The sequence below is a fragment of the Streptomyces litchfieldiae genome (assembly GCF_031845365.1).
GTDB classification, from domain to species: Bacteria; Actinomycetota; Actinomycetes; order Streptomycetales; family Streptomycetaceae; genus Streptomyces; species Streptomyces litchfieldiae.
In genome coordinates, this window is sequence record NZ_JAVREL010000016.1 from 1 (window position 1) to 14,494 (window position 14,494).

Sequence of the window (14,494 nt, forward strand, 5' to 3'; positions counted from 1 at the left end):
CCACGGCCAACCCCCAGGACCACGACCGGATCCGCCCCTCACACCCCCTCAACGCCGCCTACACCATCTACACCTCCGGCACCACCGGCACCCCCAAGGGCGTCGTCGTCACCCACACCAACGTGACCCGCCTCCTCGGCGCGACGGACGCCTGGTTCGGCTTCGGGCCCGACGACGTCTGGACGCTGTTCCACTCCTACGCCTTCGATTTCTCCGTGTGGGAGCTGTGGGGGGCGCTGCTGACCGGCGGCCGGCTGGTCGTCGTTCCCCACGAGATCCGCCGTTCGCCGCGGCTGCTGCTGGACCTGATCGCCGCCGAGGGAGTGACGGTGCTCAACCAGACGCCGTCCGCCTTCTACCAACTCGCCGAGGCAGACCGGGAGAACCCCCGGCCGCTGGCCGGCGGCAGGCTGCGCCGCGTCATCTTCGGCGGCGAGGTGCTGGACCCCGCCCGACTCGGCGACTGGTACGCCCGCCACGCGGCCGACGCCCCGCAGATGGTCAACATGTACGGCATCACCGAGACCACCGTCCACGTCACCCTCCGGCCGCTGGACCCGAAGGACACGGCGGACCCCGGCCGTTCACCGATCGGGCGGGCCATCCCCGACCTGCGGCTGTACGTGCTCGACGAGGGGCTGCGCCCGGTGGCGCCCGGGGTGCCGGGCGAGCTGTACGTGGCGGGCGCAGGGCTCTCCCGCGGGTATCTCCACCGGCCCGCGCTGTCGGCCGAGCGGTTCCTGCCCGACCCGTTCGGCCCGCCGGGGACCCGGATGTACCGCACCGGTGACCTGGCGCGGTGGACCGCCGACGGAGAGCTGGAGTACCTGGGCCGAGCTGACACCCAGGTCCAGGTGCGGGGCTTCCGCGTGGAGCTCGGCGAGATCGAGTCCGTTCTCGCCCGGCACCCGGCGGTGGCCCAGGCCGCGGCGACGGCCCTCCCCGACCCCTCCGGCACGCACCGGCTCGTGGCCTACGCGGTGCCGGCCGCCCCGGAGGCGGTGCCTCCGGCGGCGGAGATCCGCGCCCATCTCGCGGCGGAACTCCCGGACCACATGGTCCCGGCCACCGTGGACTTCCTGGCGCGGCTGCCCTTGACGGCCGCCGGGAAGCTCGACCGCGCGGCGCTGCCCGAGCCCCGCCGCACGGCCGAACGCGGCAGCCCGCCGCGCACCCAGCGGGAAGAGGCCCTGTGCCAGTTGTTCGCCGCCGTCCTCGATGTCCCCGGCGTCACGATCGACGACAACTTCTTCGAACGGGGGGGCCATTCGCTCTTGGTGTTCCCCCTGATCGGCCGCATCGAGAGCGTGCTCGGCGGCACCCTGACGGTGGAGGATGTCTTCACCGCCCCCACCGTGCGCGCCCTCGCGCCCCGCCTGGCGGGCACCGCCGGCCGCGGCCGACCGGAGCCGGTGATCCGCCTCGGTACCGGCACAACGGGCCGGCCGCTGTTCTGCGTCCACCCCATCACGGGCCTGGCCTGGAGCTATACGGCCCTGCTCCCGCATCTGGGCCCGGGCACGCCTGTCTACGGCCTCCAGGCGACGGACGAACGGCACGCCACGCTCGACGACCTGGCCGCCGCGTACACGGCGCGGATCACCGCGATCCAGCCGCACGGACCGTACCGCCTGGTCGGCTGGTCCCTGGGCGGCAGCATCGCCCAGGCGATTGCCGTCGCGCTGCGCGAACGCGGCGAGGACGTCACCCTGCTCGCCCTGATCGACGCCTACCCCTTCCTCGGCCGGTCCGGGCCCGGGGACGGGCCGCCCGGCGCCGCCGAGTCGGCCACGCTCACCGCGCTGCGGGCCAGCCTCGACCGGTCGTCCGCCCCCGCCACGGCGACGCCCCCCGACCGAGCCACCGTGACCGGGCTGGTGCGCGCCTCCCTCGGGCTGCCGCCGGAGCGGGCCGACCGGCTGATCGACGCCGCGGCGCACATACTCGGGCTCGCCGCCGCCCACACCCCGGCCCCGTATGCCGGGCCCACCGTCCTGTTCACCGCGGCCGGGCAGCCGGAGCACGGGGCGACGGCCGCCGCCTGGAAGGCATACCTCGACGGACCTCTGCGGATACACCCGGTTCCCGGGGAGCACGAGGACCTGCTGCGCGCCCCGGCCGTCGCGGAGATCGGCCGGGTCCTCGCCATGGAACTCGACGGGGAGCATCTCCGGTGACCGGCGCCGAGCCCGACCTGTTGATCGAGGACCTCCACTCGTCGCTCGTGGACCCGGCGCTGGAGACCATGAACTTCCTCAACGAGGTCGCCGCGCGGTTCCCCGGTGCCGTGTCGTTCGCCGCCGGACGTCCCCACGAGGAGTTCTACGATCTGGACGCCATACCGCGCCACCTGCGCACCTTCCAGCGTTACCTGGAGCGGGAGAAGGGCGTGGACCCGGGCGAGGTCCGGCGCACGGTGCTCCAGTACGGCCGGACCAAGGGCGTCATCCACGAACTGCTGGCGCGCAACCTCCGGCTGGACGAGGGTATCGACGCCGACCCGCAGTCCATCGTGGTCACCGTCGGCTGCCAGGAGGCCATGTTCCTGGTCCTGCGCGCGCTGTGCGCGCACGAGGATGACATCGTGCTGGCGGTGGCGCCCCGCTACGTCGGACTCACGGGCGCCGCGCGCCTGCTGGACCGCGAGGTGTGGCCCGTGCGCGAGACGGCGTCCGGGGTGGACCTCGGGCATCTCGTCGAGCAGATTGCGGCGGCCCGCGCGGCGAGCAAACGGCCCCGGGCGTGCTACCTCATCCCCGACTTCGCCAACCCGTCCGGTCTCCGCCTCGACCTCGGCACCAGGAAGGCCCTGCTGGCCATCGCCGAACGGCACGATCTGCTGCTGCTGGAGGACAATCCCTACGGGCTGTTCCAGGCCGACGACGAGCCGCGCCCGCCCACGCTCAAGGCGCTGGACACGGGGCGCCGCGTGATCTACCTCGGCTCGCTGGCCAAGACCTGCTTCCCGGGGGCCCGCGTCGGATACCTCGTCGCGGACCAGCGAGTGGCGACCGCCACCTCGGCGACGGTGCTGCTCGCCGACGAGATCTCCAAGCTGAAGAGCATGCTCACCATCAACACCTCGCCGCTGACCCAGGCGATCGTGGCGGGCAGACTCCTCGAACACGGTTGCAGCCTGGTCGCGGCCACCCGGGCCGAGAACGCCGTCTACCGCCGGAACATGCGGCTGCTGCGCGAGGGACTGGAACGGCGGTTTCCGCGCTCCGGACCACTGAAGGTCACCTGGAACGCCCCGGCGGGCGGGTTCTTCGTCGTGCTGACGGTCCCGTTCGCCGCCGACGACGACGCGCTGGAGTACTCGGCACGGCACCACGGCGTGCTCTGGACGCCGATGACGCACTTCTACGGCGCCGGCGAGGGCGGCGGCACACACCAGATGCGGCTCTCCGTCAGCGTCATGACCCCCGAACAGATCGACGCCGGTCTGGAGCGGCTGCTCTCGCTGGTGACTGACCGAGCCGGGCAGAAGGCCGGCTCGGTGTCCGACGCACAGGGAAAGGGATAGCGGCAATGGCACAGGATGAGGAGGTGGCGATCACCTACCGGGTGGTCGTCAACGACGAGGAGCAGTACTCGATCTGGCCGGCGGACCGGGACGTCCCCGAGGGGTGGCGGGACGCGGGGAGGAGCGGCGGGAAGGCCGCGTGCCTGGAGTACATCGAGCAGGTGTGGACCGACATGCGTCCGCTGAGCCTGCGGACCGCCATGGAACGGGGGTGAACGCGTGACCGCACGCCGCCGACGGCTGACCGACGAGATGCTGGCGATCGACCTCGCCGATCCCCAGACGTTCGTCGACAATGATCTGACTGACTACTGGCGCCGGCTGCGCGCCGACTTCCCGGCCTACTGGCACCCGCCGAACGGTGAGCACCCCGGCTTCTGGGTGATCAGCCGGTACGCCGACGTCATGGCCGTGTTCCGGGACAACCAGAATCTCACCTCCGAGAAGGGCAATGTGCTGGTCACCCTGCTCGCCGGGGGCGACTCGGCGTCGGGCCAGATGCTCCCCGTGACCGACGGCCCGCGGCACCGGGATCTGCGGAACGTGATGCTGAAGGCGTTCTCTCCCCGCGCGCTGAATCGCGTGCGGAAGAGCGTGCGGACCAACACTCGCGCCGTCGTCGCCGACTTCGTCCGCGGTGGCGAGGGCGACTTCGCCCAGGAGGTGGCCTCGGTCATCCCCAACATCACGATCTCGGCGCTGCTCGGCGTGCCCGACGAGGACCGCCCCGACCTGATGAGCTGGACCAAGTCGGCGCTCAGTTCCGACGAGGCCGACCAGTCGCCCGCCGACGCCTGGCTGGCCCGCAACGAGATCCTCGGCTACTTCAGCGACCTGGTCGAACGGAAACGCAAGGAGCCGACTGACGACGTGATCAGCGCCCTGGCGCGGGCCGAGCTGCGGGGCGAGGGGATTTCCGACACGGACCTCGTCTTCAACTGCTACAGCCTCATCATCGGAGGCGACGAGACCAGCAGGCTGGCCATGGTCGACGCGGTGTGGACGCTGAGCCGGCACCCCGAACAGTGGCGGCTGCTGCGCGAGGGCCGGGTGTCGCTCGACAGCGCGACGGAGGAGGTGCTGCGCTGGTCCACCCCGGCGATGAACTTCGGCCGGACGGCCCTGGACGACGTTGAGGTAGCTGGCCAACTCGTCCGCGCGGATGAAATCGTGACGGTGTGGAACATCTCGGCCAACCGGGACGAGTCGGTGTTCGCCGAGCCCCACACATTCGACCTCGCGCGCTCGCCCAACAAGCACCTCACCTTCGGCTACGGCCCTCACTTCTGCCTCGGTGCCTTCCTCGGCCGTGTCGAGGTGAGGGAGGTGCTCGACGCGCTGCGGACGTTCAGCACCGGCTTCGCGCCCACGGCCGAACCGCGTCCGCTCCACTCGAACTTCATGCGGGGCATCGCGCACCTCCCCGTCCGGTTCGAACCGGATGAGGCGGGACTGGCCGCCGGGGACGGTCGGTGACCGGTCGCCCGGGACGTTGCCGAACCGGCAACAGGCTTCGTGTCCCGGGCCCCGGCCGCCGCATGATCGTGGTGTCGCCCCACGCCGAGTGACCCGGGAGCCCCCATGCCGCAGCCGTCCACCGCGGAAGCCACCCACCGTCTCGTCCCCGGACCCGCCGGGCGGATCCATCTGGTGGAGCAGGGCACCGGACCGCTCGTCCTGCTCGTGCACGGCTTCCCCGAGTCCTGGTACTCGTGGCGCCACCAACTGCCCGCGCTGGCCGCGGCCGGCCACCGCGTGGCCGCCATCGACGTCCGCGGCTACGGGCGTTCCCCCCGGCCCCGGCGGTGGACGCCTACCGGATGCTCGACCTGGTCGCGGACAACGTCGCCGTGGTGCGGGCCCTGGGCGAGCGCTCCGCCGTGATCGTCGGGCACGACTGGGGCTCGGGCATCGCGGCCAACTCGGCCCTGCTCCGGCCCGATGTGTTCCGCGCGGTCGGACTGCTGAGCGTCCCCTACGCCCCGCGCGGCGAACCGCGGCCGAGCGAGGTCTTCGCGGGGCTGGGCGGCGACGAGGAGTTCTACGTCTCCTACTTCCAGGAGCCGGGCCGGGCCGAGGCGGAGATCGAGCCCGATGTCCGCGGCTGGCTCGCGGGCCTCTACGCCGCCCTGTCCGCCGACACCATGCCCGCCCCCGGCGCCCCGACCCGCACTACGTGAGCCGGGGCGGAACGCTGCGCGAACGGTTCCCCGCCGGCCGGCTGCCCGCCTGGCTCGGGAGGCGCGAACTCGACTTCTACGCCGTGGAGTTCGAGCGAACCGGGCTGACCGGCGCGCTCAACCGCTACCGGAACATGGACCGGGACTGGGCGGACCTGGCCGACGTCGACGGCGCCCCGATCACCCAGCCGTCGCTGTTCATCGGCGGCGCCCTGGACGCCTCCACCACCTGGCTGGCCGACGCCATCGCGGCCTACCCGACCACCCTGCCGGGCCTGGCCGCCTCGCACATCCTCGACGGCTGCGGCCACTGGATCCAGCAGGAACGCCCCGCGGAGGTCAACCAGCTCCTGACGGACTGGCTCGCCGCCCTGCCCGCCCCGGAGAACGGCCCGTCAGGTGTCTCCCGGGTCAAGCCCTCGTGAGCCCCTGGGGAAAAGCGAACACCCCATGGGGGTCGCAGGCGCGGGCCACCGAGCGCAGCCGCTCCAGGCCGGCGCCGTAGTACGCCGCGGCCCAGTCCGGCAGGGCCGGGTCGATGTAGTTGACGTACCCACCGCCGACGCCCAGGGCGCCCAGGCCGGCGACGACCTCACCCACCTTCCGGGTCACCTCCGCCTCGGTGGCGGCCGTGGCGCTCGCGTAGATCTGCGCCGTGGCGAACGCCGTGCGGTGCGGGAACGCGGTCCCGCCCGGCGGCACGTCGGTGATCGCGCCGCCCAGCGGGTCGAGAATGAGCGCGATACCCCGTCGCCCTTCCATCGTGCGCACCAGCGCGGCCGGATCGTCGGTGGGACGCCCGAGCACCCGGGAGGAGGCGACGAATGACTGCCGACCGGTGTTGCCGCTGAAGAAGCCCATCGCGTCCAGGTAGGAGCCCTCCTGCATGCTGCGGGAGTCCGGTCGCACCCCGCAGCGCCGTTCCAGGTCGTCCAGCAGCGGGGCGCAGTCGCTGCCCGGACCCACGTAGCAGCCGGAGACCGAGCACTTGGGCGCGGTGTCGCTGCCCGAGATGTTGAGGTTGGCCCACAGCGCGCGGGGGGCCGAGGAGATCCACGGCTGCCAGCCGGACAGCACCTGCGGTACCCGGCCCGCCGGGAAGCGGAGCCGGAACACGGTGGGCGCCGGTGCCGCGTCGGTGGTGAAGACGAAGCTCGTCACGATCCCGAAGTTGCCGCCCCCGCCGCCGCGCAGCGCCCAGAACAGGTCCGGGGAGGAGGTCTCGGAGACGGTCCGCACGGTGCCGTCCGCCATGACGATCTCCACCGCGGTCAAGTGGTCGCAGGTGAGCCCGAACTTGCGCTGGAGCACGCCGATTCCGCCGCCGAGGGTGAGCCCCGCGATGCCGACGGTGGGGCAAGTGCCGCCGGGCAGGCAGCGGTTGGCCTGCGCGAGCCCGCGGTAGACGTCGCCGAGCACGGCGCCGGCGCCGATGACGGCGCTGCCGTCCGCCAGCACCTCCACGCCGGACATCAGCCGCAGGTCGACGGCGAGGCCCTGGGGCGGCGCCGAGTAGCCGACGTAGGAGTGCCCGCCGCCGCGCGCGGCCACCGGCACCCGGCCGCCCGCCGCCAGCACCGCCTCGCGCACGTCGGACACCGAGGCGCACCGGGCCACGGCGGCGGGCACCCGGTCGTCGGTCAGCGGATTGAACAGTTCCCTGGCCATGTCGAATCCGCCGTCGCCCGGCCGCAGCAGATCCCCCCGCATGCGCCGTCGCAATCCGTCCCAGTCGACGGGACCCGCGGAGCCGGCCGCGGCCGTCGGTGACCCGGCCGCCCGGGAACGTTTTTCCGCGCCGCGCCTGCGCATTCCGAAAAGGCGGGCGGGAGACGAGGCGGAACGTATTCGCCCGGCCCGCCGGTTTCTGCTCCGTCGACGCACCCCGAAAAAGAAATGCCGTGCCATTGCCGCTATCCTTTTCGGAAAAATGAGGAGAAACGAAGGGCTTCCGCTCCACGTTAATCCGATCGGGTTGTCTTCTCCAGTCGAGCGGAAATGCCGGGGAGTCCCGACATGATCGCCTGGCCAGCCCCTAACCGCCGGCGAGGCGCCGCGTCACCTCGGCCGCCGGCTCCGGCCTGGCGTCGCGGTGGCCGGTGCCGGCCCACAGGCTCATGCCGTGCGGATCGCCGGCCGCCGCGGCCGCCGCGCGCAGCGGCCGGGTCAGATGGTGAAGCAGCGGGTAGGCGGCCGGGGCCGAGGCGTCGTGCTCGTCGATGAAACGGTTCCGCAGGCCCCGGGCCGGCCGGCCGGTGAACGCCCGGGTGACGGCCGTGCTCCCGAACGCCGGGTCGGTCAGCGCGGCCCGGTACGCCGGGGCGGTGCCCGCCTCCGGGCTGAGCAGATAGCCGGTGCCGGACTGCACCGCGACCGCGCCCGCCCGCAGCGCCGCCGCCGCTCCGGTGCCCGTGGTGATGCCCCCGGCCGCGATCAGCGGCAGGCCGGTGGCCGCGCCGACCGCCGCGAGCAGCGCGGGCAGCGGCGCCGGGCCGGGGTCGGCGGCCGGGGCGAACGTACCCCGGTGCCCACCGGCCTCCGGGCCCTGGACGCACAGCGCGGCCACGCCCAGCGCCGCCGCCTCGCGCGCCTCCGCCGCGGTGGTGACGGTCACGACCACACAGGTCCCGGCCGCCCGCAGCGCGGCCACCACCGGGGCGGGCGGCGGTCCGAACGTGAACGACACCACGGGCACCGGGTCGTCGGTGAGCAGCCGCACCTTCGCGTCCCAGTCGTCGGTGTCGGCCGGGTCCGGCTCCGGCAGCGGCACGCCGTAACGTTCCGCCTCGGCCGCCAGTTCCGCCCGGTAGCGGGCGGCCCCCGCCGGATCCGGGACCGGCCGCGGCACGAACACGTTGACGCCGAACGCCTCGGTGGTACGCGCCCGCACCCGCCCGATCAGGTCCGCGACCTCGTCCGCCGTCCGGTACCCCGCGGCGAGGAACCCGAGACCGCCCGCCCCGGCCACCGCCGCCACCAGCTCCGGCGTCGAAGGCCCACCCGCCATCGGCGCCTGCACCACCGGAAGACGCAACTCCCGCACGTCGAACACCGACACCTCCGGCCGTTCCCGTCTCTCGGCTCCCCACCCTAGGGCCTGTATCGAGTTCCCGCCCGGGCCCGCGACGCCAGTCACGGCACCTCGCCGCTCCCCCAGACTCCGTCTGGGAGGTGCCCCCAGCCGAATCGCGCGAATACGGCCGGGTATGAGCTGCGATCCGGTGCCTTGCTGGGGGTACCTCCCAGGCCCCCAAGGGCCTGGGGGGGCACCGCGTCTGACGCCGCGGGCTGATCCGACCGGGAACTCGATACAGGCCCTAGCCGCGCCGGCACCCGTGGCCGTCCGGCCGAGGGCCTGTCGTTTGGATCTCCGCGGGGCCGCGCCCCCTGGCATCCCCCCTGGCTGCGTTGCCGAATCGCGCGAGTACGTCCCCCAGCCTGGCGGCTGGGAGGTGCCCCCATCCGTACGAGCTGCGATCCGGCGCCTTGCCAGACGGGCGCCAGACGACGCAGCCTGATCCACGGAGATCCAAACGACAGGCCCTACCCGGCCTCGGGCGCCGCGCCGCGCAACCGGCGGCGGACCGGCGCGTAGTGCGTCGTCTCCGCGGTGATCAGCGCCGTGAGGATGAGCGCCACGCCCGCCAGGCCGGCCAGCGGCGGTAGGGCGGTCGCCAGCGGCAGCGCCGCCAGGAGAACGGCCATGGCGACGAGCCGGCGCCCGCTCACGATGGCGAGCATGCGGCGTTTGAACAGCACGTGCCCGGCCAGGTAGAGCGTCGGCCCGCCGAAGAGCGCGGACGCGTAGAACGTGCCCAGCGCCGTGCTCTCCTCGGCGTGCGACAGGACCCCCTCGACGCCCAGCGCGGTGAGCATGATGCCCGTGACGATGGGGAAGTGGCCGTAGGTGTACGCGTCGATGGCCATCGCGACCCTCTCCTTCCCGCGCGCCTCGCGCAGCCGCCGTTCCGCCGCGAGGGACACGACGTCGAAGTAGAGCCACCACAGGCAGACGGCGATGGCGATGCCCAGGACGGCCCCGGCCAGCAGCGGCGTGCTGATGGGATGCCGCGCGGCTCCCACTCCGATCGCGGCGACGGACTCGCCGAGCGTCAGAATGACGAACAGGCCGTGGCGTTCGGTCCAGTGCGCCGCGCTGCGCAGGCGCCAGTGGCCCTCCCGGGAGGTGAGGTAGGTGCCTCCCCAGTCCACCAGCAGGGCGCAGGCGGCCAGCAGTGTCTGCCGCCGGCCGCCCAGCAGCACGCCGGTGAGGAGCAGGGGCGCGCCCGCCAGCAGGGGGAGCGCGGAGATGGCGACCTGGCGCCGCAGCCCCGGGTCGCCCACCGCGGCCACGGCGTAGACGGTCAGGTGCACACAGCGCACGATCAGGTACGCGCACATCAGCACGAGGGGCCCGTACAGCCCGCCCGCCATGTCGTTCCACGCCTCGGGGATGGTGAGGGAGACCACGAAGAGCGCGGCCATCGCGACGGTCATCCCGGCTCGCAGGACGCCGGAGTCGGCCCGCGCGTGGTTGCCGAGCCAGGCGTACCCGGCCCAGGTCCACCACAGCAGGGCCAGGATGACCAGCCCCTGGAGCACGCCATGGGCGCTGTGCGCGTTCGCCATGTAGCCGGTGACCCGCGTGGCCGCGAAGACGTAGACCAGGTCGAAGAACAGCTCGAAGGTCGTGGCCCGGTCCGCCTCGCCGGTCAGGCGGACGGGCACCCGCCGCAGGGGCCCGCTCGGCTCGGTCATCGCCGGTGGTCACCTCCTGGGTCGGGCATCCGGCGCGGCCGGCCGCCGCCCGGCGGCGGTTCAGCGCGGCACGAGCCTGGTCGTCGCGGCGCGGGCCTGGGGGCTGACGATGGTGCCGACGATGTTCGCCGCGTAACGGCGGTACTTGCCGCGGTATGCCTCGTCGATCCGGTCGCCCAGGCTCTCGTCGGCGTCCTCGAAGGAGACGTCCTTGTCGACGCCGCCCGCCTGGATGTGGCCCTCGTGGCGCACCCGGGTGGCGCGGAACCAGGCACCGTTGCGCCCGTTCACGGCTCGGACGTACAGGTCGTCGCCCAGGCGCACGACCCAGATGGTGACCGGATCGCGCAGCGTGCCGTCGCTCCGGAGCGCGGCGATCCGCAGCTCGTCCGCCGTTCCGATCCGGGTGAGCTCGTCGTTCGTCCACGTCGCCATCGGCGCGTCTCCTTCGTCAGGCCGTCTCCGGCGCCGGACCGGGAGCGGGGCGGTCTGGCCGGTACGGTACAGCGGCGCCGGGGCGGCGGCGCCGATCACCGTGACGCCGCCGCGGCGAGGGACCGGAACGGCCTACGGGACGGCGGACGGGGTCGTGGGCCGGTAGTCGAACCAGTCGAAGTGCGCGCTGCCCCGGGTGGCGTACATGCCGATGACCCGTCCCGTGAAGCCGGTGGCGACCTCGGTGGACAGGTAGCGGCCGTCGAGTTCGGCCAGCGGCACCGGTTCGGGGGCGTGAACGGAGAAGGCGAGGGTGTCCGGCCCGCCGGCCAGGACCCCGAGCGGTTCGCCGGCGGCCCCGTCGGCGGTGGTGACGGACGGGGGCAGCATGTCGGTCGTGCGGATGTCGATGACGAGGGTGAGCGGCCCGGGCGGCACCGGGTGCTCGGCCACGCACTGGCGCAGCGGGCCGACGCGGGCGATCACCCGGGCGTGGCCGTCGTCCACCTCCAGGTCGTAGTGGTGGGCCTCGTCCAGCCGGACCGAGAGCCCGGCCCGGCCGGACGCGGGGTCCAGCAGGGCGCTGATCCGGCAGTCGTGGTGCTGCTGGCGCCGGCCGACGAAGGTGTGGCCGGGACGGTCGAGCGTGGGTCCCGTGGCGGTCAGCGTCAGCCAGCCGGGGCGTTCGCCCAGCGACCAGGAACCGTCGGGCCGGGTGCGCGGCGAGATCCAGTGCGGCGCGAGCCGGGGCGCGTCGAAGTCGTCCCGGGCGGGCAGCGGCGGGAACGGGTGCCAGGCGGCCGGGGCCGGATGGCGTTGCTGGACCGGCCCGACGACCGGCCATCCGTCCTCCCACTCGACCGGGGCCAGGAACGTCTCCCGGCCCAGGACGTGGAACTGCGGGGTCCGGCCGGTGGGCCGGGTGCCCAGCAGCGTCATCCACCAGGTGCCGTCGGGTGCCGACACGAGGTCCGCGTGGCCGGTGCTCTGGATCGGCCGGTCGGTGCTGCGGTGCGACAGGATCGGGTTGCCGGGCGCGGGTTCGAACGAGCCGCGCGGCGACCGGCCGCGGGCGACCGAGACGCTGTGACCGCGCTCGGTGCCGCCCTCGGCCAGCACCAGGTACCACCACTCGCCGACGCGGTGCAGGTGGGGCGCCTCCGGGTACTGGAGCCCCGTCCCGGACCACAGAGGCCAGGGGCCCTCCAGCACCGCCCCGGTCAGCGGGTCGACGCGGGCCGTCTGGATGCCCGAGGCGGAGGAGAACGCGCACCAGCACGATCCGTCCTCCGCCCAGGCCAGATCGGGGTCGATGCCGGGCAGGTCGAGCCAGACCGGGTCGGACCACGGGCCCTCGGGCCGCTCGGCGGTGACAACGAAGTTCCCGCCGCCGGCCACGTTGGTGGTGATCAGCCAGAAGCGGCCGTCGTGGTGGCGGAGGGTGGGCGCGAAGATGCCGCCGGAGGCCGGCAGTTCGGGCGGCAGCGGCAACTGCGCCGGCCGGTCCAGGACGTTGCCCACCTGCCGCCAGTGCACCAGGTCCCGGCTGTGGAAGAGCGGTACGCCGGGGAAGTACTCGAAGCTGGAGCAGACGAGGTAGTAGTCCTCCTCCACGCGGCACACGCTCGGATCGGGGTGGAACCCGGCGATCACCGGGTTGTCATACATCCGCACGTTCATCCCTTACTGTGTCCCATCCCTTGCTGTGCCTCATCCCTTGAAGGCTCCGTCCAGGATCCCAGCCACCATGCGGCGCCCGACAAAGATGAACAGCACGAGCAGCGGGAGGGTGGCGAGGAAGGAGCCGGCCATCGCGAGACCCAGGTCGATGGCGAAGTTGTTCTGCAACGCCTTGATCGCGATCTGAACGGTGTAGGTGTCCGGGGACTTCAGGACGATGAACGGCCACAGGAAGTCGTTCCACGCCGTGACATAGCCGAAGAGCCCCAGCACGAAGGCGGCCGGGCGGACGATCGGGAACGCGATGCGCCAGAAGATCTGCCAACTGTTCGCGCCGTCGATCCAGGCCGCCTGCATCAGCTCGTCGCTGAGCGTGGTGAGCAGGTGCTGCCGCATCCAGAAGATGCCGAACGCGCTCGCCAGGCCGGGCACGATCAGGGCCTGCAGGGTGTCGACCCAGCCCAGCTCCGAGATGATCAAGTACTGCGGGATGATGGCGAGTTGCGTCGGCACCGTCATCGTGAGCACCACGATCACGAACAGGGCGTTGCGGCCGCGGAACTCCAGCTTGGCGAAGGCGAATCCGGCCAGCGAGCACAGCACCGCGTGCCCGACGCCGATGGCGCCCGCCACGAGCACGCTGTTCGCGATGGACTGGAGGAACGGGACGGTGGTGAAGACGAGGTCGGCGAGGTGGAAGAAGTTGTCGCCGGGCACGATCTCCGGCGGCATCTCGGTGGCGGTGGCGGAGTCCGTCGTGGCGACGACGAACATCCAGTACAGGGGGAACAGGCAGACAACCGCCGCCAGTACGAGCAGGGCGTAGGCCCACCAGGGAACCCGGCCCACGGAACGCCGCGGTCGTGGTGTCCGGGTGCGGGGCGGCGTCGCCCCGGTCGCTTCGCTCATCATCGCTCCGGGCGGATACGGGTGGACAGGAGGTAGTTGATCAACGCGATGACGACGACCATGACGAACAGCGCCACGCCGATCGCCGCCGCGTACCCGAACTGGAAGGCGCCGAAGCCCTGTTCGTAGAGGAAGAGCGTGAGCGTCTGGCACTCCCGTGTGGGCCCGCAGGTCAGCGGCGCGGCCCGTGAGATGAGCAGCGGTTCGGTGAAGATCTGGAGTCCGCCGATCGTGGAGGTCACGATGGTGAACACGATGACGGGCCGCAGCGAGGGGACCGTGATGTGCGTGAACTGCTTCCAGCCGCCGGCGCCGTCGACCGAGGCCGCCTCGTAGGTCTCGCGCGGCACCGCCTGGAGGGAGGCCAGGTACAGCAGGGTCGTGTAGCCGAACCAGCGCCAGGCCACCATCACCGCGATCATGACGTGGCTGCCCCAGCCGGACTGCACGAAGTTGATCGGGCCGATTCCCACCAGTCCCAGCAGCCAGTTGAGCAGGCCGTAGTCCCGGTCAAACATCTGGGCGAACACGATCGCCGTCGCGGCCACCGAGGTGATGTAGGGGACGAGCATCGTCATGCGGAAGAAGACCGCGAAGCGCAGGCGCGCGTGATTGAGCAGATGGGCCAGGAAGAGCGCCGCGATCAACTGCGGAACGGTCGAGAGCAGCCAGATGCTGATCGTGTTCCGGGTGGCCTTCCAGAACCGTGGGTCGTCCAGAAGACGCGTGAAGTTGTCGAGGCCGATGTATGTGTGCTCGCCGATCGGATTCCAGTCGAACAGGGCTACATAGAAAGTGAAAAGAAGAGGGAAGAGGCCGAAGACCGCAAAAATGAGGTAGAACGGCGCGATGTAGACGTAGGGGGCGAATCGCTCACCGAGTCCCCGGCGTATCCGGGTCGGGACCGAGCCCGTGCGGAGGGTGCCCGAAACCGGGCTGGGATGTGTCGTCAAGGGTCGTCGCTTTCTCACCGGCCTGTGCCCGGCCGGCGGCCGGGCACACGCGT

11 protein-coding genes and 1 pseudogene are annotated in these 14,494 nt (G+C 72.4%); 5 read left to right on the top strand and 7 right to left on the bottom strand.

Going from position 1 to position 14,494, the window contains the following annotated elements:
* From RM590_RS24520 to RM590_RS24540, 5 genes and pseudogenes are all read left to right on the top strand, one after another.
* A partial coding sequence (locus RM590_RS24520) for a non-ribosomal peptide synthetase (protein WP_311706869.1) occupies positions 1-2,177 on the top strand: 2,177 nt, incomplete at its 5' end.
* Positions 2,174-3,526, top strand: a complete 1,353-nt coding sequence (locus RM590_RS24525; protein ID WP_311706870.1) for an aminotransferase-like domain-containing protein — start codon at positions 2,174-2,176, stop codon at positions 3,524-3,526. The genes RM590_RS24520 and RM590_RS24525, both read left to right, overlap by 4 nt.
* 5 nt (positions 3,527-3,531) lie before the next feature.
* A complete protein-coding gene (locus tag RM590_RS24530) occupies positions 3,532-3,741 on the top strand; it encodes an MbtH family protein (RefSeq protein ID WP_311706871.1) in 210 nt (69 codons plus the stop codon).
* A gap of 37 nt (positions 3,742-3,778) precedes the next feature.
* On the top strand, positions 3,779-5,002 hold the full coding sequence (locus RM590_RS24535) for a cytochrome P450 (RefSeq protein ID WP_311706999.1): 1,224 nt from the start codon (positions 3,779-3,781) through the stop codon (positions 5,000-5,002).
* Between the two features lie 105 nt (positions 5,003-5,107).
* Positions 5,108-6,131, top strand: a pseudogene (locus RM590_RS24540) (alpha/beta fold hydrolase).
* Here RM590_RS24540 and RM590_RS24545 read toward each other — a convergent pair.
* The 7 genes from RM590_RS24545 to RM590_RS24575 form a co-directional block, all read right to left on the bottom strand.
* Positions 6,118-7,416 carry an FAD-dependent oxidoreductase gene (locus RM590_RS24545; RefSeq protein WP_311706872.1) on the bottom strand — a complete coding sequence of 433 codons (1,299 nt, stop codon included), beginning with the start codon at positions 7,414-7,416 and terminating at the stop codon, positions 6,118-6,120. The pseudogene RM590_RS24540 and the gene RM590_RS24545 overlap by 14 nt on opposite strands.
* A gap of 325 nt (positions 7,417-7,741) precedes the next feature.
* On the bottom strand, positions 7,742-8,758 hold the full coding sequence (locus RM590_RS24550) for a nitronate monooxygenase (RefSeq protein ID WP_394813969.1): 1,017 nt from the start codon (positions 8,756-8,758) through the stop codon (positions 7,742-7,744).
* Positions 8,759-9,249: 491 nt separating this feature from the next.
* Positions 9,250-10,464 carry a low temperature requirement protein A gene (locus RM590_RS24555; RefSeq protein WP_311706874.1) on the bottom strand — a complete coding sequence of 405 codons (1,215 nt, stop codon included), beginning with the start codon at positions 10,462-10,464 and terminating at the stop codon, positions 9,250-9,252.
* A 60-nt stretch (positions 10,465-10,524) separates the two neighbouring features.
* Positions 10,525-10,899: a DUF2255 family protein gene (locus RM590_RS24560; RefSeq protein ID WP_311706875.1), complete on the bottom strand. Its 375-nt coding sequence runs from the start codon at positions 10,897-10,899 to the stop codon at positions 10,525-10,527.
* Positions 10,900-11,031: 132 nt separating this feature from the next.
* The gene (locus RM590_RS24565) at positions 11,032-12,567 is read right to left on the bottom strand and encodes a glycoside hydrolase family 43 protein (RefSeq protein ID WP_311707000.1); all 1,536 of its coding nucleotides are present in this window, start codon (positions 12,565-12,567) and stop codon (positions 11,032-11,034) included.
* A gap of 42 nt (positions 12,568-12,609) precedes the next feature.
* Complete coding sequence (locus tag RM590_RS24570; RefSeq protein ID WP_311706876.1) at positions 12,610-13,488, bottom strand: carbohydrate ABC transporter permease; 879 nt, start codon at positions 13,486-13,488, stop codon at positions 12,610-12,612.
* Positions 13,488-14,441, bottom strand: coding sequence for a carbohydrate ABC transporter permease (locus tag RM590_RS24575; RefSeq protein ID WP_311706877.1), 954 nt, complete (start codon positions 14,439-14,441; stop codon positions 13,488-13,490). The genes RM590_RS24570 and RM590_RS24575 overlap by 1 nt, the downstream gene beginning before the upstream one ends.
* Positions 14,442-14,494: the final 53 nt, after the last annotated feature.

Bases quoted from the DNA above. Each gene is read 5' to 3' on its own strand.
- RM590_RS24535 (WP_311706999.1), top strand. From the start codon at position 3,779: ATGCTGGCGATCGACCTCGCCGATCCCCAGACGTTCGTCGACAATGAT.
- RM590_RS24555 (WP_311706874.1), bottom strand. From the start codon at position 10,464: ATGACCGAGCCGAGCGGGCCCCTGCGGCGGGTGCCCGTCCGCCTGACC.
- RM590_RS24545 (WP_311706872.1), bottom strand. From the start codon at position 7,416: ATGCGGGGGGATCTGCTGCGGCCGGGCGACGGCGGATTCGACATGGCC.
- RM590_RS24565 (WP_311707000.1), bottom strand. From the start codon at position 12,567: ATGTATGACAACCCGGTGATCGCCGGGTTCCACCCCGATCCGAGCGTG.
- RM590_RS24530 (WP_311706871.1), top strand. From the start codon at position 3,532: ATGGCACAGGATGAGGAGGTGGCGATCACCTACCGGGTGGTCGTCAAC.
- RM590_RS24570 (WP_311706876.1), bottom strand. From the start codon at position 13,488: ATGAGCGAAGCGACCGGGGCGACGCCGCCCCGCACCCGGACACCACGA.
- RM590_RS24560 (WP_311706875.1), bottom strand. From the start codon at position 10,899: ATGGCGACGTGGACGAACGACGAGCTCACCCGGATCGGAACGGCGGAC.